The organism is Kribbella sp. NBC_00482 (genome assembly GCF_036013725.1).
Taxonomy (GTDB): Bacteria; Actinomycetota; Actinomycetes; order Propionibacteriales; family Kribbellaceae; genus Kribbella.
In genome coordinates, this window is the sequence record NZ_CP107881.1 from 7,662,744 (window position 1) to 7,688,522 (window position 25,779).

26 protein-coding genes are annotated in these 25,779 nt (G+C 68.8%); 17 read left to right on the forward strand and 9 right to left on the reverse strand.

Annotation, left to right across the window (positions count from 1 at the left end; genetic code table 11):
- The first annotated feature begins 45 nt into the window (after window positions 1-45).
- Window positions 46-1,203, forward strand: coding sequence for a pyridoxal phosphate-dependent aminotransferase (locus tag OHB24_RS37030; protein WP_327635582.1), 1,158 nt, complete (start codon window positions 46-48; stop codon window positions 1,201-1,203).
- Here the strand turns inward: OHB24_RS37030 and OHB24_RS37035 are convergent.
- Window positions 1,184-1,888: a hypothetical protein gene (locus tag OHB24_RS37035; protein WP_327635583.1), complete on the reverse strand. Its 705-nt coding sequence runs from the start codon at window positions 1,886-1,888 to the stop codon at window positions 1,184-1,186. The genes OHB24_RS37030 and OHB24_RS37035 overlap by 20 nt on opposite strands.
- A 60-nt stretch (window positions 1,889-1,948) precedes the next feature.
- Between OHB24_RS37035 and OHB24_RS37040 the strand changes: the two genes are divergently transcribed.
- On the forward strand, window positions 1,949-2,680 hold the full coding sequence (locus tag OHB24_RS37040) for an alanyl-tRNA editing protein (RefSeq protein WP_327635584.1): 732 nt from the start codon (window positions 1,949-1,951) through the stop codon (window positions 2,678-2,680).
- On the opposite strand, the gene OHB24_RS37045 is transcribed toward OHB24_RS37040, so the two are convergent.
- The gene (locus OHB24_RS37045) at window positions 2,673-3,050 is read right to left on the reverse strand and encodes a DUF5997 family protein (protein WP_327635585.1); all 378 of its coding nucleotides are present in this window, start codon (window positions 3,048-3,050) and stop codon (window positions 2,673-2,675) included. The genes OHB24_RS37040 and OHB24_RS37045 overlap by 8 nt on opposite strands.
- Before the next feature lie 33 nt (window positions 3,051-3,083).
- Between OHB24_RS37045 and OHB24_RS37050 the strand changes: the two genes are divergently transcribed.
- Genes OHB24_RS37050 through OHB24_RS37070 form a run of 5 tightly spaced genes read left to right on the forward strand, consistent with a single transcriptional unit; the run spans window position 3,084 to window position 6,974 of the window.
- The gene (locus tag OHB24_RS37050) at window positions 3,084-3,752 is read left to right on the forward strand and encodes a LysR family substrate-binding domain-containing protein (RefSeq protein WP_327635586.1); all 669 of its coding nucleotides are present in this window, start codon (window positions 3,084-3,086) and stop codon (window positions 3,750-3,752) included.
- A gap of 40 nt (window positions 3,753-3,792) precedes the next feature.
- Complete coding sequence (locus tag OHB24_RS37055) at window positions 3,793-4,311, forward strand: VOC family protein (RefSeq protein ID WP_327635587.1); 519 nt, start codon at window positions 3,793-3,795, stop codon at window positions 4,309-4,311.
- A 53-nt stretch (window positions 4,312-4,364) separates the two neighbouring features.
- Entirely contained in the window at window positions 4,365-5,351 is a 987-nt protein-coding gene (locus OHB24_RS37060; protein ID WP_327641146.1) for an ABC transporter ATP-binding protein, read from the forward strand.
- Between the two features lie 56 nt (window positions 5,352-5,407).
- Entirely contained in the window at window positions 5,408-6,178 is a 771-nt protein-coding gene (locus tag OHB24_RS37065; protein ID WP_327635588.1) for an ABC transporter permease, read from the forward strand.
- Complete coding sequence (locus tag OHB24_RS37070) at window positions 6,171-6,974, forward strand: ABC transporter permease (protein WP_327635589.1); 804 nt, start codon at window positions 6,171-6,173, stop codon at window positions 6,972-6,974. The genes OHB24_RS37065 and OHB24_RS37070 overlap by 8 nt, the downstream gene beginning before the upstream one ends.
- A gap of 1 nt (window position 6,975) precedes the next feature.
- Here the strand turns inward: OHB24_RS37070 and OHB24_RS37075 are convergent, their stop codons facing one another.
- Window positions 6,976-8,922 carry a GMC family oxidoreductase gene (locus OHB24_RS37075; protein WP_327635590.1) on the reverse strand — a complete coding sequence of 649 codons (1,947 nt, stop codon included), beginning with the start codon at window positions 8,920-8,922 and terminating at the stop codon, window positions 6,976-6,978.
- Between the two features lie 80 nt (window positions 8,923-9,002).
- On the opposite strand from OHB24_RS37075, the gene OHB24_RS37080 reads away from it, so the two are divergent.
- On the forward strand, window positions 9,003-10,100 hold the full coding sequence (locus OHB24_RS37080; protein WP_327635591.1) for an aldo/keto reductase: 1,098 nt from the start codon (window positions 9,003-9,005) through the stop codon (window positions 10,098-10,100).
- Here OHB24_RS37080 and OHB24_RS37085 read toward each other — a convergent pair.
- Together OHB24_RS37085 and OHB24_RS37090 are read right to left on the reverse strand one after the other, a co-directional pair.
- Window positions 10,087-10,677, reverse strand: coding sequence for a TetR/AcrR family transcriptional regulator (locus tag OHB24_RS37085; protein ID WP_327635592.1), 591 nt, complete (start codon window positions 10,675-10,677; stop codon window positions 10,087-10,089). The genes OHB24_RS37080 and OHB24_RS37085 overlap by 14 nt on opposite strands.
- Before the next feature lie 21 nt (window positions 10,678-10,698).
- Window positions 10,699-11,709 (reverse strand): hypothetical protein, encoded by a 1,011-nt coding sequence (locus OHB24_RS37090; RefSeq protein ID WP_327635593.1) that lies wholly within the window; start codon window positions 11,707-11,709, stop codon window positions 10,699-10,701.
- 63 nt (window positions 11,710-11,772) lie between these two features.
- Between OHB24_RS37090 and OHB24_RS37095 the strand changes: the two genes are divergently transcribed.
- The gene (locus tag OHB24_RS37095) at window positions 11,773-12,417 is read left to right on the forward strand and encodes a TetR/AcrR family transcriptional regulator (RefSeq protein ID WP_327635594.1); all 645 of its coding nucleotides are present in this window, start codon (window positions 11,773-11,775) and stop codon (window positions 12,415-12,417) included.
- On the opposite strand, the gene OHB24_RS37100 is transcribed toward OHB24_RS37095, so the two are convergent.
- The 3 genes from OHB24_RS37100 to OHB24_RS37110 all read right to left on the reverse strand — a co-directional run bounded on the left by OHB24_RS37100 (window position 12,366) and on the right by OHB24_RS37110 (window position 14,598).
- Window positions 12,366-12,740, reverse strand: a complete 375-nt coding sequence (locus OHB24_RS37100; RefSeq protein WP_327635595.1) for a DoxX family protein — start codon at window positions 12,738-12,740, stop codon at window positions 12,366-12,368. The genes OHB24_RS37095 and OHB24_RS37100 overlap by 52 nt on opposite strands.
- Window positions 12,741-12,826: 86 nt before the next feature.
- Entirely contained in the window at window positions 12,827-13,354 is a 528-nt protein-coding gene (cpt, locus tag OHB24_RS37105) for a chloramphenicol phosphotransferase CPT (protein WP_327635596.1), read from the reverse strand.
- Complete coding sequence (locus OHB24_RS37110) at window positions 13,351-14,598, reverse strand: MFS transporter (protein WP_327635597.1); 1,248 nt, start codon at window positions 14,596-14,598, stop codon at window positions 13,351-13,353. Before OHB24_RS37110 ends, cpt begins: the two co-directional genes overlap by 4 nt.
- A 76-nt stretch (window positions 14,599-14,674) precedes the next feature.
- Here OHB24_RS37110 and OHB24_RS37115 point away from each other — a divergent pair, with 76 nt between their 5' ends.
- The 5 genes from OHB24_RS37115 to OHB24_RS37135 are packed head-to-tail and all read left to right on the forward strand — an operon-like array spanning window position 14,675 to window position 19,839.
- Window positions 14,675-16,627 (forward strand): potassium transporter Kup, encoded by a 1,953-nt coding sequence (locus tag OHB24_RS37115; RefSeq protein ID WP_327635598.1) that lies wholly within the window; start codon window positions 14,675-14,677, stop codon window positions 16,625-16,627.
- Window positions 16,628-16,630: 3 nt separating this feature from the next.
- Window positions 16,631-17,479 (forward strand): helix-turn-helix domain-containing protein, encoded by an 849-nt coding sequence (locus tag OHB24_RS37120; protein ID WP_327635599.1) that lies wholly within the window; start codon window positions 16,631-16,633, stop codon window positions 17,477-17,479.
- The gene (locus OHB24_RS37125; RefSeq protein WP_327635600.1) at window positions 17,460-18,692 is read left to right on the forward strand and encodes an FAD-binding oxidoreductase; all 1,233 of its coding nucleotides are present in this window, start codon (window positions 17,460-17,462) and stop codon (window positions 18,690-18,692) included. Before OHB24_RS37120 ends, OHB24_RS37125 begins: the two co-directional genes overlap by 20 nt.
- On the forward strand, window positions 18,689-19,249 hold the full coding sequence (locus tag OHB24_RS37130) for a dihydrofolate reductase family protein (protein ID WP_327635601.1): 561 nt from the start codon (window positions 18,689-18,691) through the stop codon (window positions 19,247-19,249). Before OHB24_RS37125 ends, OHB24_RS37130 begins: the two co-directional genes overlap by 4 nt.
- Complete coding sequence (locus OHB24_RS37135; protein ID WP_327635602.1) at window positions 19,246-19,839, forward strand: DinB family protein; 594 nt, start codon at window positions 19,246-19,248, stop codon at window positions 19,837-19,839. The genes OHB24_RS37130 and OHB24_RS37135 overlap by 4 nt, the downstream gene beginning before the upstream one ends.
- Window positions 19,840-19,868: 29 nt before the next feature.
- Here OHB24_RS37135 and OHB24_RS37140 read toward each other — a convergent pair whose 3' ends face one another.
- Window positions 19,869-20,483, reverse strand: coding sequence for a maleylpyruvate isomerase family mycothiol-dependent enzyme (locus OHB24_RS37140; RefSeq protein ID WP_327635603.1), 615 nt, complete (start codon window positions 20,481-20,483; stop codon window positions 19,869-19,871).
- An 85-nt stretch (window positions 20,484-20,568) separates the two neighbouring features.
- Between OHB24_RS37140 and OHB24_RS37145 the strand changes: the two genes are divergently transcribed.
- The 3 genes from OHB24_RS37145 to OHB24_RS37155 all read left to right on the forward strand — a co-directional run bounded on the left by OHB24_RS37145 (window position 20,569) and on the right by OHB24_RS37155 (window position 25,772).
- Window positions 20,569-21,783: a helix-turn-helix domain-containing protein gene (locus OHB24_RS37145; RefSeq protein ID WP_327635604.1), complete on the forward strand. Its 1,215-nt coding sequence runs from the start codon at window positions 20,569-20,571 to the stop codon at window positions 21,781-21,783.
- A gap of 144 nt (window positions 21,784-21,927) precedes the next feature.
- Window positions 21,928-23,817 (forward strand): outer membrane protein assembly factor BamB family protein, encoded by a 1,890-nt coding sequence (locus tag OHB24_RS37150; RefSeq protein WP_327635605.1) that lies wholly within the window; start codon window positions 21,928-21,930, stop codon window positions 23,815-23,817.
- Window positions 23,814-25,772 (forward strand): hypothetical protein, encoded by a 1,959-nt coding sequence (locus OHB24_RS37155; RefSeq protein WP_327635606.1) that lies wholly within the window; start codon window positions 23,814-23,816, stop codon window positions 25,770-25,772. The genes OHB24_RS37150 and OHB24_RS37155 overlap by 4 nt, the downstream gene beginning before the upstream one ends.
- Window positions 25,773-25,779: the final 7 nt, after the last annotated feature.

The following is a 25,779-nucleotide window of genomic DNA, read 5'->3' on the forward strand; positions in this document are numbered from 1 at the left end:
GATCATCGCACTAGGGTGTGACATGCCACCGTGGAAGGACACATCGTGAAACTTGCTGGCCGGATGGAACGGCTGGGGACCGAGTCGGCGTTCGAGGTTCTCGCGAAAGCGAAGGCCCTGGAGGCCCAGGGCCGCGAGATCGTGCACCTCGAGATCGGCGAACCGGACTTCGACACGCCACCGCACGTGATCGCCGCCGCGCAGCAGGCCCTGGACAAGGGGTTCACGCACTACGTGCCCGCGCCCGGCATCCCCGAGCTGCGGACCGCCGTCGCGGACTTCCTCGACCGCACCGGCCGGCTGCGCACGACACCCGACCGGGTGCTGATCACGCCCGGCGCGAAGCCGATCATGTTCTTCACGATCCTGGCGCTCTGCGAGGAGGGCGACGAGGTCCTCTACCCGGACCCCGGGTTCCCGATGTACGCGTCGATCGCGGCCTTCGCCGGTGCGAAGCCGGTGCCGGTGCCGCTGCGCGAGGAGAACGGCTTCGTCATCGACCCCGACGAACTGCGGTCACTGGTGACGGACCGGACCAAGCTGCTGATCCTCAACTCCCCGCACAACCCGTGCGGCAGCGCGTCGACACCCGAACAGCTCCAGGCGATCGCCGAGATCGCGATCGAGCACGACCTCGTCGTCCTCAGCGACGAGGTCTACTGGGCGCTGAGGTACGACGGCGAGCACCACAGCGTCCTCGACGTCGACGGCATGGCGTCCCGGACCATCCTCCTCGACGGTTGGTCGAAGACGTTCGCGATGACGGGCTGGCGACTCGGCTTCGGCGTGTTTCCCGAGCCGCTCGTGGAGCCGGTGACGCGGCTGATGATCAACTCGGTGTCGTGTACGTCGGCGTTCAGCCAGCACGCCGCGATCGCCGCCCTCGAAGGACCGTGGGACGACGTCGACCGGATGCTGGACGCGTTCCGCGAACGGCGCGAGGTGATCGTCTCCGGGCTGAACGCCGTACCGGGTGTGTCGTGTGTGGAACCGGGTGGAGCGTTCTACGCGTTCCCGAACATCAGCGAACTCGGCGTATCGGCAGCGACCCTGTCGGACCGGCTCCTGGACGAGGCCGGAGTCGCATGCCTGCCCGGTACGTCCTTCGGCATCTACGGCGAAAACCACCTGCGCTTCTCGTACGCAAACTCGGTCGAAAACATCCGCAAGGCATTGGACGCCTTCACGGCTCTTGTGCGCTGACGACCACCAACCAGTCGGCGCTGACCACCCGGTACCCGAGCCCGTACAGCCCGCGCAGGATCCCGGGAACATGCCGCGCGCCGTACACGACCGCGACCTCGATGTCCTCGTCGCCACGCTCCCGGACGACCTCGGCGACCGCCGCGACGGCACGGCCGTCGCGCCGGTCGAGCAACAGGTCGAAGAAGGCGTCCCACTGCTCACTGCGCAACTCGTCCTGCGCCGTCGGGAGATCGTTGACCTCGATGTCGGGTGACAGCAGCGTGCGCCGCCCGGCGAAGTACTGCCCGATCGACACCACCGGAACCGATGCCCAGGTCAGCGCCCGGACCTTCCACGACAACCCCTGAAAACCTTCCTGGAACTCCTCCCCCGAGATGTCCGGGGCGACGAACGGTACGCCGAGATCGCCGTACGGAATGTCGTCCTCGACCAGCCCGGACTCCTCGTTCACCGGCATCATCCGGTACGTCGCCGTCAGACCGTCGACGGCCGCGGACTCACCCTGGATTCCTTCGACGACGAGCAGGTCGCACTCGCGCAGGCGCGCCTCGACCGCACGGAAGAACTGCGGTTCCGCCACGTGCAGCATCGGGAAGATCACGATGCCCGGGCCGCCGCCGCGCCTGGTCAGCCGCAGTACGGCGGACCGGGTCCCCACGATGCTGTTCTCGATGATCTGCATGGCTCCCACCCCTCGTGCCAGTGCCGGGTCGGCCGGGGTCAGCCATACAGTGGGCTGATCATGAGCAACCAGCACGGGCACACCCATCGACTCGACCTCGACGACGCCTCGGTTCGGGAGTGGGACGCGACGGTCGTCGGTTTGGATCCGGAGCGTGGGATCGTGCTCGACCGGTCCGCGTTCTACCCGGGTGGCGGCGGGCAGCCGCCGGACCAAGGCGTGCTGCTGTGGGGTGGCGTACGGACGCGGATCGTTGGGACGACCAAGGGTGACGACCTGTACCTGGTGCCGCACGAGGACGACCCGGTGCCGCCGGTCGGTACGGCGGTGCGCGGGGCGCTCGACGACGAGCGGCGTACTCAGCTGATGCGGACGCATTCCGGGCTGCATGTGCTGACCGGTGTCGTGTTCCGCGACTTCGGCGCGCTCGTCACGGGCGGGAACATGGAACCGCTGTCGGCGCGGATGGACTTCGATCTGGCCGACGTACCGCCGGACTTCAAGGATCGGGTCGCCGAGGCGGTCAACGCGGAGATCCGCACCGACCGGCGGATCACCGCCAGCTTTCTCCCGCGCGAGGAGGCGTTCGCGATCCCGGACATCATCCGGACGGCGACCAACCTGCTCCCGCCCGATCTCGAGGTCGTCCGGATCGTCGACATCGCCGGCCTCGACACCCAAGCCGACGGCGGCACGCACGTCGCGTCCACCGCCCTGATCGGCCGCATGGAGGTCGTCAAGATGGAGAGCAAGGGCAGAGGCTTCCGCCGCCTCCGCGTCCGGATTACCTGACGCGCGGCTTCTTCTTCAGCTCGGCCTCTTGCCGGCGGACCTCTGCCTGCGTCGCGCGTTCGTGCTCCAGCCAGTCCGGGTTCTCGTCCCGGATGGCCTCGATGTCGTCCGTGGTCAGCGCCTCGGTGATCCCGCCGCGGGCCAGGCCACCGATCGAGACACCGAGCCTGGCCGCGACCACCGAGCGCGGATGCGGTCCGGTACGCCGGAGCTCCTGCAGCCACTCGGGCGGGTCCGCCTGCAGCGCGTTCAGCTCGTCCCGCGACACGACACCCTCCTGGAACTCCGCAGGCGTGGCCGGGAGGTACACGTCCAGCTTCTTCGCCGCCGTGGCAGGCTTCATGGTTTGGGGTGTCTTGCGCGCCGTCATGGCAGCAGCGTAACGCCCGGTAACCTCAGAACCGTGACCGGATTCCGACTGGGCTACGTCCCCGGCGTGACACCCGCCAAATGGGTTCGGATCTGGACGGAGCGACTCCCCCGCGTCCCGCTCGAACTCGTCCAGGTCTCCGCCGCCGAAGCCCCCGATCTGGTACGCCGGGGCGACGCCGACGCGGTCCTCCTGCGGCTCCCGATCGACCGCACCGGATTGCACGCGATCCCGCTGTACGTCGAGCAGACGGTGGTCGTGGTGCCCAAGGACCATCTGGTCACCGCGGCCGAGGAGGTCACCGTCGACGATCTCGCCGACGAGCTGATGCTGCACTCGCAGGACGACGTACTGGACTGGGACCGCCCACCCGGCCGGCTGATCGACGAGCGCCCCGCCTGGACCGGCGACGCGATCGAGCTGGTCGCGATGGGCACCGGGCTGCTGGTGGTACCGCAGTCGCTGGCCCGGCTGCACCACCGCAAGGACCTGACCTACCGCCCGCTGACCGGCGTACCCGAGTCGCAGGTCGCGCTCAGCTGGCCGGAGGACGAGACCAGCGAGCTGGTCGAGCACTTCATCGGCATCGTCCGCGGCCGGACCGCGAACAGCACCCGCGGCCCCGCGACACCCAAGCGGCAGAAGAAGGCGGCACCGCAGGCTTCCAAGCAACCGGCCCGACCGAAGAGACGCCGCCGCTAGGCACTGGAAATAAGTTGAGGCTTCAACTAACATCGCTGGTATGGCGATCTTCCGGTTGAACCACGCGGTCCTGTACGTGCGCGACGTCGCGGCGAGCGTCGCGTTCTACCGAGACGTCCTCGGCTTCGGCTACACCGAGACCGGCGACGCCATCCCCGGTGCGGCGTTCCTCCGCGCGCCCGGGTCGAGCAACGACCACGACCTCGGCCTGTTCCAGATCGGGTCGCAGGCCGCACCGTCGGGCGCCGGGCGGACGACGGTCGGGCTCTACCACCTTGCGTGGGAGGTGGACACGCTCGGCGACCTCGAGGACCTGGCCGGCACGCTGAGCGAGCACGACGCCCTGGTCGGCGCGTCCGACCACGGGACCACGAAGTCCCTCTACGGCAAGGACCCCGACGGCCTCGAGTTCGAGATCGTCTGGATCATCCCCGCCGACCTCCTCACCGACGAGGACCGCACCAAGACCGGCATCTCCCGGCTCAACCTCCCCGCCGAGATCACGAAGTACGGCCGCGAGGCCCGCAGCGGCATAGGCATCTCCCGCATCCTGGGCTAGCGGCCCTGACGGTGTCCTCCCGCTGATCTTTCGTTGCTCTAGGTTTGGGCAGCGTGCCGATGATTGAGGTCACTGAGCTGATCAAAGAGTTCCGGAAGCCGCAGCCGACGACTGGTCGACTGGCTGGTGTCCGGCAACTGTGGGCCCCCACACGCGTCGTGCGTGCGGTCGACCAGGTCAGTTTCACTGTCGATCGGGGAGAGATGGTCGGCTACTTGGGCGCCAACGGCGCCGGCAAGTCCACCACCATCAAGATGCTCACCGGGATCGTGGTACCCACCTCGGGCACGGTGCGCGTCGACGGTCTCGTGCCCTGGGCGAATCGCCGCAAGCATGCCCACAACATCGGCGTCGTCTTCGGGCAGAAGACCCAACTCTGGTTCGACCTGCCGCTTCGCGTCTCGCTGGAAACCATTCGAGACCTCTATCGAGTCGGCCAGGCGGAGTACGCCGCGCGAATCGACGAATTCGACGAGGTCCTGCAGATCAAGGACTTCCTGGACACGCCGATCCGATCCCTGTCGCTAGGGCAACGGATGCGTGGTGATCTGGCGGGAGCCATGCTCCATCGTCCTCAGGTGCTGTACTTGGACGAGCCGACGGTGGGCCTGGATGTGGTCGCAAAACAAGCCCTCCGTGACTTCATCGCGGAGCAGAACCGGGTTCACGCCACCACGGTGATGATCACCACGCACGACATGGACGACATCGAGCAGCTGTGCCGACGCATAGTGATGATCGATCGCGGGCGTGTTGTCTACGACGGGGACCTGAAGACCCTGAAGCGACGGTACCTGCCTTTCCGCGAGGTGGTGATCACTCCGACAGAGGGTGCGGACCCGACGGGCATCCAGGCTGAGCACACCGATCGGCTGGAGAACTCCGACGGCACGATCTCACTTCGCTTCGATCCGGAACGAACGAGTGCCGCGTCCGTGATCGCTCAGGCCACCTCGGTCGCTGAGATCGCTGATCTTCATGTCAACGAACCCAAGCTGGAGGATGTTGTCCGGCTGATCTATGCCGAGTCCGAGCGGTGACCGGCGCGTCCGGGGCACCGCGATCCCAACGGCCTGCGTGGGTCACGCCGTGGTCGATGATTCGACTCGGTTCCAAGAACGCTCTGTTCTTTCGCGCGAATGTCGCACTGTCCATGGCCTCGGTCGCCCTGCAAACAGTCCTGCTCGTGACCGTGTGGCGTGCTGTCTACGCCGACCGCGGCGTGGTCGCTGGTATCAGCGAGTCCGATGCGGTCAGCTATGCGGTCATCGCGATGCTGCTGTGGCACGTCGCACTGCCTTGGCAACTCTCGTCGATCCCCGAACGGGTCCGCGAGGGAACCATCGCGACGGACCTCATCCGCCCCATTGCAATCGTGGGGCAGAGCCTCCTGCAGTCCGTCGGAGGAGTTGTCGGCGCGATGCCCGGAGTCGTGGTCGGCTTGGCCATCGGCCTTGCGGTGGGAGGGCTGACGCCGCCGGCGACCAAGGTTGCGCTCGTCGGCTTCCTCCTCACGGCCACGCTCGGCTGGTTGCTCGCCACGTTGCTGAATCTCGCTGTCTCGATGGTGGCGTTCTGGACTACTGATACGCGCGGGCCGTTCTACGTCTACCGAGCCATCGCCAGTTTTGCCTCCGGCGCTCTCGTCCCGCTGTGGTTCATCCCCGGGTGGCTGCGCCCGTTCCTCGATGTGCTGCCCTTCGGACTGCAGGTCTTCGCACCACTGCAGCTCTGGCAGGGACAGCAGCCGCTCGGCGGGCTCGGGGGCGTCCTCGCGGTCCAGCTCGGCTGGTTGGCAGCTGCCACAGGCATCGTTGCCATGGTGACTTGGCGTGCGTTGCGCAAGGTGGTGATCAACGGTGGCTGAACTGATCCGGGACTTCCGCATCCTGCTGCGAGTGGCGTGGCTGACCGAGCTCGAGCACAAGGCCAACCTCTTCATCTCCGTCATCGGCGCGCTGGCATTCAACGCCGGACAGCTTCTGTTCGTCGGAGTGCTGCTGCACGCCTTCGGATCCATCGGTGGCTGGACTCCAGCCGAGGTGATGGTGCTGTTCGGCATCCGGATGGCGAGTCACAGCGCGTACGCTGTCTTCTTCCGCAGGACGATCGATGTAGACGTCGTCGTGCACACGGGAGAATTCGACCGCTATCTGTTGCGTCCGACAAGTCCGTTCCTGCAACTGCTGACGCGCCGCTTCAACCTGCAGCAATTCGGCGATGTGATCGTCGCTGCTGCGATCCTGGCGCTGGCCTTGCCCCAAGCCTCTATAGCGTGGCATCCGCTTCTCGTGCTGTGGCTTGCCATCTCCATCGCTGCTGGTGGGATGCTGGAGGGCGGGCTCCAACTGGCACGGGGTGCGCTGGCGTTCCGATTGCGAAACACGCAGTCGCTGACGGGTCTGATCGACGCCGTCTTCGGAACCTATGGCAACTTTCCACTCCAGCTCTTCGGCCCGGTCGGATCCGTCCTGTTCACGTTCCCGCTGCCCCTGGCCTTCGTCGCGTGGATTCCAGCCGCCATGGTCACCGGGCGGGTGGACTCGCTGTGGTTTCCAGCGTGGATGGGATGGCTGAGCCCAGCGGTAGGAGTAGCTTGCATGGCAGCGGCCGTCGCCTTCTTCACCCGACAGTCTCGGCACTACTCCAGCCCTGGGTCCTGACTCAGTCGCGGACGAGGTGGGTGGCGATTCGGAGCGCGTTGGCCAGGACGGTGAGGACTGGGTTGACGCCTCCGTTGGTGACGTGGATGGATGCGTCGGTGATCCAGACGTTGTCGTGGCCCCAGATCCGGCCTTGTGGATCGGTGACCGATCGGGCCGGGTCGTCGCCCATCCGGCAGGTCCCGGCCTGATGCTGCCCGGTGCTCGCGCTCCCCACGGTGCCGACCTCTCCGACCGACGTACGGACCGCGCCCGCTTCCTCCAGCCAATTCTTGGCCTTCGCACTCATGAACCGCTGCGCGCGGACGTCCTCGGGATGGATCGACCCGCTCGTCACCACCACCGGATTCCCGAACCGGTCGACGACGGACGGATCCACGCGGACGCGCGAGTCCGCCGACGTGACCTCCTGGATCGGCCCGACCACCCGCAGCATCCGCCGTAGGTCGCGCCGCATAGCCTGCACGCTCTCCGCACCGGCCGGCGGGATCAGCCCGGCCCCAGTCAGGTAGTCGTACACCGACGCCGGCGTCGGCACGAACTCGTTGGCGAGCATGCCGCCGCCGACGATCCCGTCGTTCCCGTGCCGGAAGTCGCACGTCGCGATCGACACACCAGGCCCGACGAGATCGACCACCTCGTCCTCGAACAGCCCGACCGCACCGGCGTACACATGCGCCTGCAGATGCCGGCCGACCTGATCCTGGTTGTTGCCGATCCCGTTCGGCTCGCCGTCGTGCGCACTGTTCAGGAGCAGCCGCGGCGTCTCCGAGGCGCCGGCGGCGACCACGACCTCCTCACACGCAACAGTCCGTCGCCAAATCTCGCCGTACCCGTCGCTCGCGACCAGTGCGACGCCGACGACCCGGCCGGTCGCGTCGGTGACGAGTCGCTCGGCCGTCGTCTCGATGACCAGCGTGCAGTTCCCGGTGGCGAGCGCCGCGGGCAGCGCGGTGTTGTGCGTTCCGGCCTTCGCCTCCACCGGGCACGCGAACCCGACGCACAGGCCGCACCGCACACACCCGGAGCGCCCTTGATAGTCGATCGAGTTGATCAGCAGCGGTACGTCGAGAGTTCCCCAGCCGAGCCGCTCGGCGGCTCCCGCCAGCAGGTCAGCCGGTCCGGTCCTGGGCAGCGGAGGCATCGGCAGCGGGATCGACCGCGGCCCGTGCCACGGGTCCACTCCACCGCCGCTCACCCCGAACCGTTGCTCCGCCAACGAGTAGTAGGGCTCCAGGTCGTCGTACGAGATCGGCCAGTCAGCGAGCGCACTTCCCTCCGGTACGCCGTACGTCGTGGCCATCCGGAAGTCCTGCGGCACGAACCGCCACGCCTGCGCGCCGTACACCCGCGTGCCGCCGCCGACCGTGAACGCGTTGTTCCCCCACCCGCCGTCCGGCGGCAGCACCTCGCTCCGCACCCCGTCCACCACCGACACCCGCGGCCGCCCCGCCGGGTCCGGATCCGTCATCGCCGGCAGCCCCGCCACCGACCGCGGATTCCGCAGATGGTCGCGCGCCAACGACTCCGTCGACAGGTAGCTGCCGAGCTCGACGACCAGCACCGACCGCCCCGACTCCGCCAGCACCTGAGCCGCCGCGCCCCCACCGGCGCCCGAGCCGACCACCACAACGTCGTACCGCTCCGCCAACTCGTCCCGAGGCGTCACCCGCAACTCGGTCTGCACCGGCGCAAACTCCTCGCTCCGCCACCCGACCGTCTCCCAGGTCGCCGGCTCCGCGTAGTACCCCTGCGCAATCAGCCGCACCAGCCAGGCCCGGTCCGCACCTGCCTCGTCCGCCAGCGCGCGCTCGACCCGCCCGACCCAGTCCGGCCGATCCTCCGTCAGCACCCGCTCGACAAACCCCGCTGCCGCCCATCCCTCCCCCGGCAGCACGAACTCCGCCAACCGCTCCAACTGACTCCGCTGCTCCTCAGACAAGCGCACGCGCAAAATCCTTTCACGCACCACCCGCCGCCCGCAGCTTTGTACTTGCCGGTCCATTTTTCGCGAGGAACCCTGTGCGTATGGCACTTGACGACTACTACCTGCTCGGGCGGTCGGGGCTGCGTGTCAGCCGGCTCGCACTGGGCACCATGAACTTCGGGCAAGCCGGATTCCACGCGCCGTACGGCAAGACCGAGGACGAGGCGCGGGCGATCTTCCGGGCCTATATCGATGCCGGTGGCAACTTCATCGACACCGCCGACTTCTACACCGCGGGTGAGAGCGAACGGATCCTCGGCCGGCTGATCGCCGAGGCGGGCGTCCGGGAGCGGATGGTGCTCACCACGAAGGCGACCAACAGCGTCCACTCCGGCGACCCGAACGCGGGCGGCAACAGCCGCAAGCACTTGATCCGCGCACTGGACGAGTCCTTGCGCCGGCTCGGCACCGACTACGTCGACCTGTTCCTGCTGCACACCTGGGACCGCATCACCCCGGTCGACGAGGTACTGCGGACTCTCGACGACCTCGCCCGCGCAGGCAAGATCAGGTACGCCGGGTTGTCCGACGTACCCGCCTGGTACGCCGCTCGCGCGCAGACTCTCGCCGACGCGCATTCGCTGACCCCGATGGTCAGTCTGCAACTGCCGTACTCGCTGATCGAGCGGACGATCGAGACCGAGCACGTACCGGTCGCGCAGCAACTCGGACTGGGTGTCACCGCGTGGAGCCCGCTCGGCGGCGGCTTCCTGACCGGGAAGTACCAGCGCGACGGCGCCCAGCAGATCGCCGGCGAAGGCCGTCTCACCGGCGACGGCGCGACCGGGCGGACCTGGTCCGACCGGGAGTGGAGCCTGCTGACGACCGTGCGCGACGTCGCCGAGAAGCTTGGCGTGACCATGGCCCAGGTCGCGGTCAACTGGACCGCCACGCAGCCGGGTGTGGCGTCCGCGATCGTCGGCGCGAGCCGTCCGGAGCAACTGGAGTCCAGCATCGAGGCCCTCGGGTTCGAGTTGCCGGCCGAGCTGCGCGCAGCCCTCGACGACGCGAGCGCCGTGCCGCCGTCGTCGGTCTATCGGATGTTCACGCCGGAGTACCAGAACTGGATCATCAACCCGGGCGCGAAGGTCGCCGACAAGCCGGCCGGTTATCGGCCGCCGGTCCTCAACTGGCGTTAGTTCGCAGGTAGTCCAGGCACAGGTCGAGCGCGTACTCCAGATGCGTCGACGTTCCCGACGACATCAGGATCGCGACGCCGCCCTGGATCGCCGCGATCAGGGCGGCCGAGGCGCGGGCGGGATCCACAGCGGCACGGATCTCGCCCGCGGCCTTCATCTCCTCGATGCCGAGTTCGAGCCGGCGCTGCCACTGCGCGAGCAGCTGAGCGGTCACCGCTTGCGCGGCCGGAGTGTGCCGGCCGATCTCGGTGATCAGCACGCCGAGCGGGCAGTTCACGCCCTGCCGCCGGTACTTCTCGACGACGGCATCACGCCAGTCGTGCCATGCCTCCCAGCTGATCAGCTGACCGAGGTGCGGCTCCTGGTCCTCGAGCACCTGCTCGGCCTCGCGCTCGGCGACCGCGAGCAGTAACTGTTCCTTGCCGTCGGGGAAGTAGTGGAAGAGCTGGCTCTTGCCGGTCCGGCTGCGCCGCCCGATGTCGTCCAGCTTCACCGCACTGATCCCGCGCTCGCGGATCTCGGCCGCGGCCGCCGCCACGATCCGCTCCCGCGTCGCCGCCCCCTTCGCCGTCAGCACACCTCAAATGTACCCGCAGGTTCAGCTACGCGACGCGTTCAGCCCGCCCAGGGCGGCGAACACCGCCTTCGGCTCCCAGTGCCCGTCGTCGTCGACCGCGACCAGCCCGTACGACGAGAGGTCCAGGTCATGCTCCGGGTCGTCCGGCCGGTGCGGCAATGCGAACCCTGCGAAGCTGAACCAGAACGCAGCGGCCAATTCGATCCGGTCGAATTCCTCGACGAGCTCGAACAGGTACTCCACTTGTTCCTCCTCGTTCCGCTCGAACGCGCCGTTGATCGCCGGTGGGTCGACGCTGCGGTTCACGATCATCCAGCCGGTCCCACCGCGGTCCGCGGCACCGACGTACGCGCAACAGCCGAACTCGGTCGCGACGACCGGCTTGCCCCACTTCTTCCGTGCGGCGAGTTCGTCGGCGAAGGTCGCCGCGTTGGCCGCGTCCCGGTACGCGTCGACGCTGACGATGTCGAACAGGTCCCAGTTCACGTCCTCCCACAAGCCGGCGGCGTACGTGATCCGGCCGCCGAAGACGCTCCGCGCGGCGGCCGCCAACTGCTGCTGTACGTCGCCCCAGCGGGCCAGCCCCGCCTGCAGTTGAGTGAGCTTGACCGGATCGGTCCACGTCGCGGGGTCGGCCATCAGCGCCAGCCGCTCCCCCGAGGTGTCGCCGGGGACGAATCCCTTGCAGAACACGGAAAGCTCGCATCCCAGCACCAGGACGACCTCGCCTCGTCCCGACTCCCGCAGGGTCTCCGCGTGGCGTGCACAGTCGGTCAGGAAGGGAACGAACTCGTCCGGATCCAGATCCATCGGCACCGGCGAGAACCACACGTCGAGACCCGCCGCCAGAGCCTCCTCGCCGGCCAGCACGAGCCGGTCCGGATCGTTCCCCGACACCCGGACCGCCGGCGCATGCAACTCGTCCGCGATCACCGTGAGGTCGCGGCGCACCTCCGCCAGGTCGAAGCGCTCCCGCGTACTGCGGCCGTCGTACCGGAGACCGGTGTCGTAGTTCACCCCGATGGAAGGCATGGCCACCACCATAGCAACCAAAATCATACTCAGTACATCTTTTTATCCAGTATGGTTTGCGTCATGGAACAGCAGGGCCGCCGGGAGCGGAAGAAGGCCGAGGTCAGGGCGCGGATCTCGGACGTCGCCACCGCGATGTTCTTCGAGCGCGGATTCGACGCGGTGTCCGTGTCGGAGGTCGCCGAGGCCGCGGACGTGGCTCGGCCGACGGTCTTCGCGCACTTCGCCCGCAAGGAGGACCTGCTGTTCGACCGGTACCCCGAGGCCGAGGCCCTGGTGGTTGCCGCGATCAACGACCGTCCGGACGGCACGTCCGCGGTCCAGGCGCTGTCCGACCTGCTCGTCAGGCTCGCCGGCGAGGGCCATCCGCTGTCCACGATCCGCGGGCGGTTCCGTCGCTTCTGGGAGGTCGTCGCCGAGTCGCGGGCGCTCCAGTCCCGCGCCCGCGAACTCCTCGAGCAGATCGAGCAGGCGATCGCGGCCGCGATGGCGCGCACCGACGTACCCGAGCCGCAACTGACCGCCGCGCTCGCCGTCGCCGCCTACCGCACTGTCCATTTGACAGCGGTACGGCGGATCCTCGACGACGAGGACGACACGGTCGTGGTCGCGGACCACCGCGCGCAGACCATTCACGCCCTCGCCGTCGTCGACGGTCACCTCGCGGGCCTGCGGAACCAGACCACTGCCGCAGCGACTGCCAGGTAGGCCAGCGGGATCGCCGGCGAGACCCCGAACAGGAACAGGTTGGTGACGCTGGCGCCGACCATCAACCCGGCGAGACCGAGCGCGGCCAGCCGGCACAGTCGTGGGATCAGCAGACCGATCGCCCCGGCGAGCTCGAGCGTCCCGACCACGTACCGCAGCCACTGCCCGGCGCCGATCTCGGCGAACATGTCGACCATCAGCGGGTCGCCTGTCAGCTTCGGCACGGCAGCCATCACGAACAGGGCGGCCAGTACCGCCTGCACCACCCACAGCGCCACGGTCCGCGGACGGACGCTCCGGCGGGTCGTCACCGTCGTACTCATGAGCTTCTCCTTCGTCGTCGTGTTTCCGGTACGACGAAGATCCCGCCGACGGCCCGCAGCGGGCATCCGTGGCAGCTACGGATGCACTACGGAACGAGGTAGGTGGCGATGGTCCGGGCGCACTCGACGGATTCCGCGTGCGAGCTGTCCACCTCGACGTCGTACGTGACGCCCTCGTGGACGACGTACGCCTGCTGCTCGGCCATGCCGCGGGCGCGGTTGCCGCGCGCGAGTTCGCGGCCGGCGGCGATCTCCGGGGCGCAGTGGACCCCGACGAAGACTGTCTCGACATCGCCGATCGCGTCCAGCCAGCGCTGCTGCGAGCCGGCGCCGCCGAGGAACACGTCGTCGACGATCACCCGGCCGCCGGCCCGGCACATCGCCACGATCCCGGCGGTCCAGGCCGCGTCCAGCTCCCGGAACGCGGGCCCGACCGACACCTCGCCGCCCGGCCCGATCTCGATGCCGCCGTCCATCACAGCGGGCAGCGCGTCCACGAAGTCGTCGACACTGAACCCGAGCCAGGGCTCCGGCAGCACCGCCTGCAGACACCGCACGATCCCGGTCTTCCCGGAACTGGACCCGCCGTTGATGACGATCAGTCGAGCTGTCACGCCCGCAAGGCTAGAGCCTTACCTGTCGCGTCCTCGACAGGTTTCCGCCGGGCCAGCCCCAGGAACGGCACCGCGAGCGTCTGGATCAGCGCCGACACCAGGTACGCGGGTCCGTAGCCCCAGAGGTCCGCGGAGCGACCGAGCGTCGGCTGGATCACGACCCCGCCGGCCGAGCCGAGCAGACTGTCGAACGACAGCACCGTCGCCCGCTGCGCCGACGGGATGTGACTGTTCAGGTACGCCTGCCGCACCGGCGACATCGCGGCGAACAACGTGCCCCACACCATCAGCAGCACCAGCGCCACCCCGAACGACGTCACCACGCCCATCACCGCGATCACCAGGCCGGACGCCGCGATCGCCCCGATCAGGATCCCGACCCGGTCGTGGATCAGACGCGAGATGTACGACGCGGACGCACCGCCGGCGATCTGTGCACCGGCGACGATCCCGGCCGACAGACCGGCGATCGCGTACGAGCCGGTGTGTCCGTACAGCTGGAGCAGATACGGCTGCGCCGCGTAGAACCCGTAGACACTCACCCCGGCCGTGAACGGCCCGGCCAGCATCACCCAGCGGACCCGCCGGTTGAGCAGCCCGTGCCGGAGCGACGCCCGTACGATCCCGGCCATCTCGCCCCGCACCGACGTCCGCGGAGCCGGGGTGAAGCCGATGTCGCGCATCGACCGCCACGCGACCACGAACGTGGCCAGCAGCAACAACGCGCGAACGACGTACGGCGTCCCCAGGTTCGTCAGCTGCGCCAGCACCCCGCCGCCGATCGAGCCGCCCATCATCGCGATCCCGCTCGCCACCTGTCCCTTCGCGAACGCCGCGTCCAGCGACCCTTCGTACCCGGTCGCCTGCAGCCCGTCGACCAGCCAGGCCTCGGTGGCGCCGCTGAAGAACGTGAACCCGAGACCGAGCAGCATCGACACCACCGCCCAGAGCACGAACGGCGCGCCCGTCCGCCACAGCACGACGTAGAGCAGCGTGGTCCCGATCAGGGTGGCCGTGCCGAGCAGGTACGACGTACGCCGCCCGACCGTGTCCGCGACAACGCCGGTCGGCACCTCGAACAGCACCATGCCGGCGGTGAAGAAGGCGTTCGCGGCGAACGTCTGCCCGATGCTCAGCCCGGCGTCGAGCAGGAACAGCGTGTTGATGCCCCAGATCATCGACGACGCACCCGTCGACACCGCTACCAGCGTGAGGTAGGTCCGCAGTACTCGCTCGGCTGTCATACCCGGTACGTCGGAGCCGCGGCGGACCGCTCGACATGCACTGTGCTCGCTCCCTGGGCGGGTATCGTGCCGGGACGTGACGGATCAGCAGGCGGAAACGGCGGAGGCCCCTCAGACACCCGCGCCGAACGCCCACAACACGGCCAAGCTCGCGGTGATCGTCGGCGCGCTCGGTGTCGTTTTCGGTGATATCGGGACCAGCCCGATCTACACCCTCCAGACGGTGTTCAACCCCGAGGACCCGCACCCGGTGCCGGTCAGTGACAACAACGTGTACGGCGTGGTGTCGCTGATCTTCTGGTCGGTGATGATCATCGTCACCGTCACGTACATCCTGCTCGCGATGCGCGCCGACAACGACGGCGAGGGCGGCGTGATGGCGCTCATCACGCTGCTGCGTCGCTGGCGTTCCACACATCCGGGCCGCCGGGCCGCGGCCGTCCTCGCGGCGGTCGGTCTGTTCGGGGCGTCGCTGTTCTTCGGTGACGGCATCATCACCCCGGCGATCTCGGTGCTGTCCGCGGTCGAAGGCCTGAAGACCGTCGAACCGTCGCTCGCCGAGTACGTCGTACCGATCACCGCGGTCATCATCACCATGTTGTTCCTGGTCCAGCGGCGCGGGACCGAATCGGTCGGCCGGGTCTTCGGTCCGGTGATGATCGCCTGGTTCACGGTGATCGGCGCGGCCGGGATCGGCGGCATCACCGAGCACACGGCGATCCTCAAGGCGCTCTCCCCGACGTACGCGATCGGGTTCCTGGCCGGGCACTTCCACATCGCGTTCTTCGCGCTCGCGGCGATCGTGCTCGCGGTCACCGGCGCCGAGGCGCTGTACGCCGACATGGGCCACTTCGGCCGCCGCTCGATCAGTCGCGGCTGGCTGTTCCTGGTCTTCCCGGCCTGCACGCTCAGCTACCTGGGTCAGGGCGCGCTGATCCTGAAGGACCACGCCAACATCAGCGGCCCGTTCTTCCTGCTCGTCCCGGAGTGGGGCCGGCTGCCACTGGTGCTGCTCGCAACCGCGGCCACCGTGATCGCGTCGCAGGCGGTGATCACCGGCGCCTACTCGGTCGCGTCGCACGCCGCGCAGCTCGGGTACCTGCCGCGGCTCCGGGTGACGCACACCTCGGCGACGACGGTGGGCCAGATCTACGTGCCGTTCGTGAACTGGCTGCTGTTCGTCTCGGTACTGACGCTGATCTTCGCGTTCCGCAGTTCGGCCGCCCTGGCGTACGCGTACGGCATGACGGTGACCGGCACGATCAGCATCACGACCTTGCTGTTCTTCTACGTCGCGCACTACCGCTGGAACGTCCCCAGGTGGCTGATCCTTGTCGGCGCGGTGCCGCTGCTCACGGTCGACCTGCTGTTCATCGGAGCGAACCTGACCAAGCTGGTGCACGGCGCGTGGCTGCCGCTGCTGATCGCGCTGATCGCGTTCACGGTGATGACGACCTGGCAGCGCGGCCGCGAGGTCGTGACGGCCGAGCGGGAACGCGCCGAGGGTTCGCTGCAGGAGTTCATCGACCAGTTGCGCTCCGGCACGATGCCGATCCGTACGGTTCCGGGAACGGCGATCTTCCTGAACCGCGGCGGGGTCAGCGCTCCGCTGGCGCTGCGGGCGAACGTCGAACACAACCAGGTCCGGCACGAGCACGTGGTGATCGTGGCGATCGGCACGGAGCCGGTGCCGCGGGTCGCCGAGGACCAGCGGGTCACGGTCGACGAGCTCGGGTACGGCGACGACGGGATCACGCACGTCACGATCAAGTTCGGGTACATGGAGTCGCCCGACGTACCCGCCGCCCTCGCGCAACTGGAGCCGGACGAGTCCGAAGGACCGCTCGATCTCGACAAGGCGTCGTACTTCCTGTCCAAGATCGAGCTCCGCCGCGGCAAGGCTGCCACGATGGCGGGCTGGCGCAAGCAGCTGTTCCTCGCCACCTCGCACATCACCGCAGACGCCGCCGAACACTTCGGTCTCCCCCGCGACCGCACGGTCATCATCGGCTCGCACATCGAGTTGTAACCCATGGATCAGACGTACGACGAGAGCGCGCCGGTGCCCGCACTGGCCGGTCTCGTGCGTACGGTCTGGATCCAGCGCACGGGGTCGCAGCCCTACCCGCAACGTGATCTGCCGACGGGTGGGGTGGAGCTGCATTGCCCGGTCGGCGGCGTACCGCGGCTGATCGGGCCGCTGACCCGGGCGCATCTGCAGGTGATTCCGCCGCGGACGACGATCGTCGGCGTCCGGTTCATGCCGGGCGCGGGGACGCCGATGCTCGGCGTACCGGCGGACGAACTGGTCGATTGTGCCGTGGAGCTGTGGGGACCTGCGGCGGACGCTCTCGGGTCCGCAGTCGCCGATGCGGCCGGTCCGCAGGCGGCGTTGCTCGCGGTCCAGCGGTACCTGGCCGGGCGGCCGCTTCGGCCGGATGCGGTGGTGGCGGAGATGGTGCGGCGGTTGATGCCGTGGGAGCCGACCGGGATTGCTTCTCTGGCGGACGAGTTGGCGTTGTCGGAGAGTCAGTTGCGGCGGCGGTGCCTGACGGCAACTGGGGTCGGGCCGAAGACACTGCAGCGGACCCTGCGATTCCAGGGATATCTCGCGTTGGCGCAGGCCGGGTTCGGGAGCGGGCTGTCGGACCTCGCGGCCGAGACCGGGTACGCCGACCACGCGCATCTGACCCGGGAATGCGTGCGGCTGACCGGCGTGACACCGCGCGAACTGCTCGGCGACAAAGCTGATCGCTGCGACTGCGGCCACGACCACTCGGCGTCGTACCGGCCGTTCCTCGCCGAGTGGTACGCCCGTTTCGTTCAAGCACAGCCCGGTCGCGGCGTCCTAACGTCAGCCCATGGACCTGATCGGGCCTGACCACAAGCTGTACGACGTACTGCGGAAGCCGGCGCTGCCGCAGTACGACGACATCCGCCCCGCGGCGATCGCACGCTGCTCCTCGCCGTCCGACGTGATCGAGGCGCTCTCGTACGCGCGCTCCACCAACCTCCCCGTCACTCCCCGCGGCGGCGGCCATTGCTTCGCCGGCCGCTCCTCCACCAGAGGCCTCATGCTCGACCTCTCGCCGCTCTCGACGATCACAGTCGATCCCGCCGGGGCGGTGGCGACCGTTGGAGCGGGGGCTCGGTTGGCTTCCGTTTACCGGGGGTTGCACGAGTACGGGCTGACGATTCCGGCCGGGTGCGGGCCGACGGTTGGGATCGCGGGGCTGACGTTGGGCGGCGGGCTCGGGTTGCTCGGGCGCCGGTACGGGCTAACCTGCGACCGCCTCGTCGCCGCAACCGTCGTACTCGCGGACGGCAACGTCCTCACTTGTGACGCGGAGCGAGAGGCCGACCTGTTCTGGGCCCTGCGCGGCGCGGGCGGCGGTCAGTTCGGCGTGGTCACGTCCCTCGTCTTCGCCGCCGTACTGTCACCTACCGCGACCCGCTTCAAGCTCACCTGGCCGCGAACGCACGCCGCAGAGGTGATCGCCGCCTGGCAGTCCTGGGCCCCCGACGCACCCGACGACCTCACCGCGAGCCTGACCGTGAACGCCGACCAGGTACAGGTCTTCGGCGCCACCCTCACCACCTTCGGCCCCGGCCCTCTGAGCACCCTCTCCCCCGAGATCGACCTCCGCGCCGACCTCTCCTGGCCCGCGCTCAAGGCCAGCCTCTCGGAAGATGATCCGGGCTACGGCATCATCCACAGCAAGTCCGAGTTCTTCCGCAACCCGCTCCCACCGGACGCCATCACCCAACTCCTCAACACCGGCTGCGAACTCAACTTCACCCCGATGGGCGGTGCCTACAACCGCATCCCAGTCGACGCAACAGCCTTCGCGCATCGCAACGAGCGCTTTCTCCTGGAACACGCCGGCCCTGACCGCAACGCCGTACGCCGCTCCTGGTCCATCGCCCACGCGTACGCCTCCGGGGCCGTCTACCCCAACTTCCCCGACCCCGACCTGACCGACTGGCCCACCGCCTACCATGGCCCGAACTACCCCCGCCTCCGCGACCTCAAGGCCAGGTACGACCCCGCCAACGTGTTTGAGTTCCCCCAATCTCTTGGAGGTTCCACATGATCCGGCTCTACATGTCCATGTCGCTCGACGGTTTCGTGGTCGGCCCGGACGACAGTCCCGAGAACCCGATGGGGCTCGGCGGCTTCCGCCTGTTCAACTGGCTCGACGACCGCAACTCCGACGGACCGAGCGGACAGGTGGTCCGCGAGTCCCTCGCGACGGGCGCGCTGATCGCAGGCCGCCGTACCTACGAGCACGCCGGCCGCTGGAACGGCGACCACCACGACGGCGTGCCGATGTTCATCCTCACCCACCACGTCGCCGAGGACGACGTACCGGCGGGGAGCGCTCGCTACGTTTCCGACGTCGCCGACTGCGCCGCCCAGGCGTTGGCCGCCGCCGGCGACCGGGACGTGATGGTCCACGGCGCCGGAGCGGCCCAGTCCCTCCTCCGCGCCGGCCTCCTCGACGAGCTCGAACTCCACGTCGTCAACGTCCTCCTCGGCCAGGGCCGCCGCCTGTTCGACAACCTCCCCGCCGACTACATCGAACTCGAACAAGTCCGCCAACTCCCAGCCCGCGACGTCACCCACCTCCGCTACCGCATCGTGAAATGACCCCCGAGAAAGCACAGCTGCTCAAGCAGCTCACCGACGTACAGCAATCGTTGCTGTGGAAGGTCGAGGGCCTGAGCGACGACCAACTCCGCCGTCCGATGACACCGACCGGCACGAACCTGATCGGCATCGTGAAGCACCTCACCAGCATCACCGGCGGCTACCTCTGCGCGGCGTTCGGGCGGGACCGCGTGGTGCCGCCCCACGAGCACGACGAGGAGCTGTTCTTCGGGCTGGACATGTGGGCGACGCCCGAGGAGTCGACCGACGAGCTCGTCGCCGCTTATCGACAAGCGTGCGCGGACGGCGCGCGGGCGGTGGAGGAGCTGGATCTCGACACCGTGGGCACGCATCACACCGGCTCGGCCGTCACGCTGCGGGAGATGCTGCTGACCGTGCTGCTCGACACGACGCGCCACGCCGGTCACGCCGACGTCGTACGCGAACTGACCGACGGCCGGGTCGGCAGCCGCCCGAACGATCCGATGTCACCGGATGACCCGGAGTACCTGCGGATGTTCCGGGCCCGCATCACCGGCGAGATCGACCGCGAAACCTGGATGGCCTACGCCAAGAGCCGCCCCAACTAGGACCCATCAGCCTGACCTCGCGCTGCGAGTCAGAGCCAGGGTGGGAGGGGGGCTGCGGGGGTGCCGTTCGGTTCGGTGACGGTGGCGTACGGGCGGCCTGCTAGGTAGGCCGCGAGGTCTGGGAGTGGGCCGGTTACTTCGGGTACGTCGCTGCGCTGGGTGCGGATGTCTTCGCACAGCGTCTCGAGGAAGTCGGTCGGGAGGTCGGCGAACGTGAGGCCGGTGCCGAAGTCGACGGCGTGGATGAGAACCTCGCGAGAGCGCATCCAGCGGATCTCGGACGCCGGCATCGGGGCGCCCCGCGAGGTCCGGACCTGCGTCTGCCACTGCTCGTCCGTCAACGCCGCCATCGCCGCGACCAACCCGGCCGCGGACTCGTCGAACCAGGCCCGTAGCTCGTCCGCCGGCCGTGCACTGGCCTTCTCGATGTCCTCGTCCCGCGCCTCGCGCGACGGGTACATCGGGTGCTCCTCGCCGGTCCGCGCCCACTCCACCAGGTTTCCCAGGGCCTCGGCGTTCAGCGACAGATGGGCCGCGACATGCCGCCGCGACCAGCCCGGCAGCGACGACGGCGCCTCCAGATCGCCCAGTGCGTCACGGCACAGCGCCGTACCCTCGTCGATCCACTCCAGAACGCGCTCCATGAGGCGAACGTAGCCGACCACGGCGCGGGTTCTTGCAGCGGTGGGGTCTTGTGGTGAGACTGACCCCCATGGAGGGGATCCGCGCGTGGTGACGACGATCGGAGTGGTGGGACCGTCGGACCTGGTCACCTCCACCAGCCGGATCATCAAGGGACTACGTGGCGTCGAGGTGGTCCCGCTCCGGTACCGCCGGGAGACCGACACCCCCAAGGTGATGGCCGACGCGCCGGGCAGTGTCGACGCGTGGCTGTTCACCGGCGTCGTCCCGTACCAGATCGCCGCCGCGCAGGACCTGCTGGACCGCCCGGCCGTGCACGTCGAGTACACCGGTGCGACGCTGATGCGCGCCCTGGTCCAACTGCTCCGCGAGGGGCACGACGTGACGTCGCTCAGCATCGACGTACTCGACGAGGGCGACGTCCGGGAGACGTTCGACGAGGTCGGGCTCCCGATGCGCGGTGTCCGCGTGCTGCCGTACCGGCCCGGTCTGAGCCTCGACGAGATCGTCGATTTCCACCACCAGGCCGGCGCGACCGTCGCGATCACCTGTCTGCGGTCGGCGTACGAGAAACTCCGGACCGAGCAGACCACCCTCCGGCTGGCGCCGTCGGTGCACTCGGTCCGTGCGGCGGTGAACAGTCTGCTGCTCGTTCATGACGCTTTGCGCAGTGACGATGCGCAGATCGCGCTGGGCCTGGTGGAGATTTCTCCGGACGCAGAGAGCGCTCTCCAGCGCGAAGCCGGCTCTCTCGGCGGCAGCGTGATCCGGTACGACGACAAGCGCTGGCTCGTGATCGCGACCCGCGGACCGCTCGAACAAGCAACCGCGGCGTTCACCGAGCTCAGCATGCTGACCCGGCTGAAGGAGCAGTTCGGACCGGTCCGGATCGGGTTCGGCATCGGCGGGTCCGGGACCGAGACCGAGGCACTGGCCCGCCGGGCACTTGGCCGGGCGAAGACCGCCGGACGTACGGCGGCCGTCGTGTCGCTGCGCAACGACATCGACCTCGTGCTGGTGGGCGGCGCGCCGCCACGCGCACAGCAGCGCTCGAAACTGCAGTTGCTCGCACAGCGCGCCGGCCTCTCGAAGGCGACACTCGAACGGCTGCAGGAGCTCGTCCGCGCCACCCCGGAGGACGGGCTGACCACGCGTTCCGTGGCCGATCACCTCGGCATCCAGCCGCGAACCGCGCGCCGCGTCCTGAACCGCCTCGAGCGCGCCGGGCTGGCGGATGCCACCGGCACTCAGCTCGGCACCGGCAGCGGTCGCCCGCTTGTCGTTTATCGCGTTCATCTCTGATTAGTTCTCAACGGTTGACGTGCTGACGCACGTCCGGCTAATTTCAGCCATGACCGTAATTCGGTGCGTACTGTCCCGGGAGGCCTTGTGGACAAGCGATTCGCACGGGGAATGATCGCTGCTTTGGTCATCTGCGCAGGACTGGTGAGCGTTTCGGACCCAGCCCGCGCCACGATTCCGGTCGGGGCCGAAACTCCGACCGTCACCAGCCTCGGTCCGGCGTCCGCCGTGACCTCGACCAGCGTCGCCGAGCAGGTCGGCGACCGGATCTGGACCATCACGTCCGGCGTCTCGCCCGTCCAGGTCGGCGCGTTCGACCCGGTCGGCAAGACCGTCGACCGCAAGTTCTCGCTGCCGACCGGCGCCGGAGCGTGGGCGATGACCCACATCGGCACCGACCTGTACATCGGCCTCTACACCCCCGGCGACGTCTACAAGGTCGACACGACCACCGGCACCGCGACCAAGGTCGCGCAGTTCGGCTCGTTCGTCTGGTCGATCGCCGCGACCCCGGACGGCAAGATCGTCGCCGGTACCTATCCGGACGGCGCGGTGCACGAATACGACCCCGCCACCGGCGCGACCAAGTCGTACGGCGCAGCCATCGCCGGTGAGCAGTACGTCCGCAGCATCGCCGCCGACGCCACCACGATCTACGCAGGCGTCGGCACGAAGGCGCACCTGATCGCCATCGACCGCGCGACCGGCGACCGCCGCGACGTGCTGCCCGCGAAGTACGCGGACCGCACGTTCGTCGCCACCCTCGCCCTCGACGGGACGAAGCTCGCCGCGGGCCTCTCCCCCACCGGGACGATGCTCGTCTTCGACACCGCGGACCTGAGCAACCCGGTCGAGGTGCAGACGCCCGGCGGCGACCAGTACGTCACCGCGATCACCCTCAGCGGTGACGACATCTACCTCGGCACCCGTCCGTCCGGCACGCTCTACCGGTACCGCGACAACGTGCTGACGCGTCTCGGTTCGCCGTACGACGGTGCCTACTTCAACCGGATCTTCGTCGAGGGCTCGTCGAGCAGCACCATACGGGCCGAGCTGACCAGCCAGGTCGTCGACTTCGACGAGGCGAGCGGGACCTTCACGGGGACCGATCTCGGCCAGGCCGGTCTGCCGCCCGCGCCCGAACAGGTGATGGCGCTCGCCGCCACGCCGTCGTCCGTCCTGGTCAGCGGCAAGGCCGGTGTCCAGGTTCATGATCTCGCCGCGGGCACGAGTACCCGCACGTTCCTGCCCGGCGAGGCGAAGACGATGACGCCGGTCGGAAAGAACGTGTACCTGGGCGTCTACACACTGGCCCGTCTGTGGCAGATGAAGCCTGACGGCACCGACCTGCACGAACTCGGCCAGATCGGCAACGAGCAGACCCGCCCGACCGACGCCGCGTACGACGACCGTTCGCAGACGTGGCTGGTCTCCACTGAGCCCGATTACGGCAAGTACGACGGAACGCTCGTCGAACAGCACCTGGCCGGCGGAGACCGCGAGGTGCACCGCGGCGTCGTACCGCACCAGTCGGTCCGCTCGCTGACGACTGCCGACGGCATCGCGTTCCTCGGCGGCGCGACCCGGAACAGCCTCGGCACTGACCCGATCCTGCCCGAGGCAACTGTCGTGGCGTTCGACCTGCGCCGCAACCGGACGTTGTGGGAGAGCGCTCCCCTGTCTCTCGCGCAGACCTACAGCGATCTCGTCCTCTACCGCGGCCGGTTGTACGCGACCACCGACGACGGCCGTCTCGCCGTCCTCGATCCGCGGACCGGCAAGCTCCTCACGAGTGCGACGCTCGGCACCGGTCAGAGCCGGCTGACGATCGCCCGCTCCGGCCTCTACGGCACCGACAACAAGCGCGTCTTCAAGATCACGCCGAACCCCACCGGCGCCCCGACCGTGAGCACAGTGGTCGACGGCCTGGGCGCGCAGATCTACAGCTATCCGCTGATCACCACGTCGTACGACGGGAGAGCGCTCTACACGATCAAGGGCCGCGATCTCGTCCGCATCGGAGGGCTCCGATGATCATCTCCCGCCGTACCGCTCTCGCCGGCGCGCTGGCGAGCGGCGCGCTGACCGCTGTCCCTGCCACCCACCCTGACACTGCCCACGCGGAGGACGGACCCATCGACGGATCCACCCTGCCCACGTCCGGTCCCGCGGTCGTCACGGCCGCCGTCGTCGCGATGGCGGTGCACGACGGCCACGCCTACGTGATCAGCCGCGGCATCGTGCCGCCCCGGCTGACCGAGGTCGACCTGACCACCCGCCGCGTGACCAGGACGGTCGAGCTGCCGACCGGCGAAGGCGGCTGGGGAATCACGGTTGCCGCAGGCAAGGTCTACTGCGGGCTCTATCCGACTGCCGACGTCTACTGCTTCGACCCGGCCGACGGGTCAGTGACCCACGTAGGAGCGCTGGCCGGTCCCGGCGGATTCGTCTGGGACATGACAACGGCCCCCGACGGCCAGGTGTTCGCGGTCAGCTACCCGAACGGCGCCGTCTGGCAGATCGATCCCGCGACGAACGCAGCCACCCGGCTCGGAGCCCCCGTCCCCGGAGCGCAGTACGGCCGCTACGTCGGGGCCGCGGGCAACTACGTGTACGCCGGGATCTACACGCCGTCGCAGGTGGTCGGATACGACCGGAGTACGGGGACCTTCCGCGACATCACGCCCGAGGCGTCCCGCGGGCAGAACTTCGGCCCGTTCGCGGGCGCCGGCGAACGGATCTACGTGGGCAGCAGCCGCGCCTTGCTGAACATGGCGCTCGACGGCAGCGACGTACGGAGCGTGCCGCTGCCCGAGGGACAGTCCAGCGTCGACGCGATCACGGTCGCTGCGGACGGTACGGCGTACCTCACGACCCGGACCTCGGGAACGGTCTGGTCGTGCGGGCCGCAGGACACCAGCCTCACCGCGGTGGCGACACCGGCGCCGTCGGACGAGCACCGCCGGCTCGTGATGCTCGACGCGAGCACACTCCTAGGCTCGACCGGGTCCGGAGTGTTGTGGTGGCTCGACGTCGGAACGGGTGAGTTCGAGCTGCTCGATCTCGTCGACGCCGGTTTCACGCCCGCGCCGGACAAGCCGCAGTCGATCGTGATCGGCGACCCGCACGTGTACGTCGGTGGGCACTGGGTCGTCACCGAGCACGCGATCGACACCGGCGTGACGCGGCGGCTCCGGGTCGCCGGTGAGGCCAAGACGCTGAACTGGGTCCGGGGCGAGCTGTACTCCGCGCTGTATCCGAGCACCGAGGTGGTCCGGATCAACCCGCGGACCAAAGAGGTGCACAGCTTCGGCGCGATCGGCCACGAGCAGATCCGACCGTGGCAGGCCGCGTATGACCCGAAGTCGAAGCTGCTGGCGATCGCGTCCGCACCAGGCACCGGGAAGCTGACCGGCGCACTCACCCTGCTCGACATCCGCACCGGTGAGCTCGACGTGCACTACGGCGTACTCCCCGACCAGGGTCTGCTGTCGGTCTCGATCGTCGACGGCATCGCGTACCTCGGCGGGGACGTGGTCGGCGGCGGTGGCATCCCGCCGACGCGCACCTCGGCGGCGATCGGGGCGTTCGACCTGTGCCGCCGCGAGCTGCTCTGGACCGCCGAGCCACTCGCCGGAGAGCGCTCTATCCAGAGCGTCGCCGTTCACAACGGCATCCTGTACGGCGTCCTGAAGCGCACCAGCGGCGGCTGGTTCACGTACGACCTGCGCACGCGCGTCGTCGTCCGCGGCGCGAACAAGCTGTCCGGGTACGGCCAGATCCACACTGACCGGACCGGCGTCTACTGTGAAACGAACTTCGGCGGGAACCTGTACCAGCTGGGGCCGGGTCTCAGCAGTGCGAAGCTGCTCGTGAACAAACTGGGCGACGGGTGGTACACCGTGCCGCAGCTGACCCCGGTCCGCGGCCCCCGGCACGCGGTCTGGGGCCTCGCCGACCGCGATCTCGTCCAACTACCGTTGCCCTAAGCAAAGG

What these genes read in the sequence shown, in the direction of transcription:
- OHB24_RS37035 (WP_327635583.1), bottom strand. Translation starts at nt 1,888, where the DNA reads ATGCAGATCATCGAGAACAGCATCGTGGGGACCCGGTCCGCCGTACTG.
- OHB24_RS37040 (WP_327635584.1), top strand. Translation starts at nt 1,949, where the DNA reads ATGAGCAACCAGCACGGGCACACCCATCGACTCGACCTCGACGACGCC.
- OHB24_RS37045 (WP_327635585.1), bottom strand. Translation starts at nt 3,050, where the DNA reads ATGACGGCGCGCAAGACACCCCAAACCATGAAGCCTGCCACGGCGGCG.
- OHB24_RS37055 (WP_327635587.1), top strand. Translation starts at nt 3,793, where the DNA reads ATGGCGATCTTCCGGTTGAACCACGCGGTCCTGTACGTGCGCGACGTC.
- OHB24_RS37065 (WP_327635588.1), top strand. Translation starts at nt 5,408, where the DNA reads ATGATTCGACTCGGTTCCAAGAACGCTCTGTTCTTTCGCGCGAATGTC.
- OHB24_RS37080 (WP_327635591.1), top strand. Translation starts at nt 9,003, where the DNA reads ATGGCACTTGACGACTACTACCTGCTCGGGCGGTCGGGGCTGCGTGTC.
- OHB24_RS37090 (WP_327635593.1), bottom strand. Translation starts at nt 11,709, where the DNA reads ATGCCTTCCATCGGGGTGAACTACGACACCGGTCTCCGGTACGACGGC.
- OHB24_RS37095 (WP_327635594.1), top strand. Translation starts at nt 11,773, where the DNA reads ATGGAACAGCAGGGCCGCCGGGAGCGGAAGAAGGCCGAGGTCAGGGCG.
- OHB24_RS37100 (WP_327635595.1), bottom strand. Translation starts at nt 12,740, where the DNA reads ATGAGTACGACGGTGACGACCCGCCGGAGCGTCCGTCCGCGGACCGTG.
- OHB24_RS37110 (WP_327635597.1), bottom strand. Translation starts at nt 14,598, where the DNA reads ATGACAGCCGAGCGAGTACTGCGGACCTACCTCACGCTGGTAGCGGTG.
- OHB24_RS37120 (WP_327635599.1), top strand. Translation starts at nt 16,631, where the DNA reads ATGGATCAGACGTACGACGAGAGCGCGCCGGTGCCCGCACTGGCCGGT.
- OHB24_RS37125 (WP_327635600.1), top strand. Translation starts at nt 17,460, where the DNA reads ATGGACCTGATCGGGCCTGACCACAAGCTGTACGACGTACTGCGGAAG.
- OHB24_RS37130 (WP_327635601.1), top strand. Translation starts at nt 18,689, where the DNA reads ATGATCCGGCTCTACATGTCCATGTCGCTCGACGGTTTCGTGGTCGGC.
- OHB24_RS37135 (WP_327635602.1), top strand. Translation starts at nt 19,246, where the DNA reads ATGACCCCCGAGAAAGCACAGCTGCTCAAGCAGCTCACCGACGTACAG.
- OHB24_RS37140 (WP_327635603.1), bottom strand. Translation starts at nt 20,483, where the DNA reads ATGGAGCGCGTTCTGGAGTGGATCGACGAGGGTACGGCGCTGTGCCGT.
- OHB24_RS37155 (WP_327635606.1), top strand. Translation starts at nt 23,814, where the DNA reads ATGATCATCTCCCGCCGTACCGCTCTCGCCGGCGCGCTGGCGAGCGGC.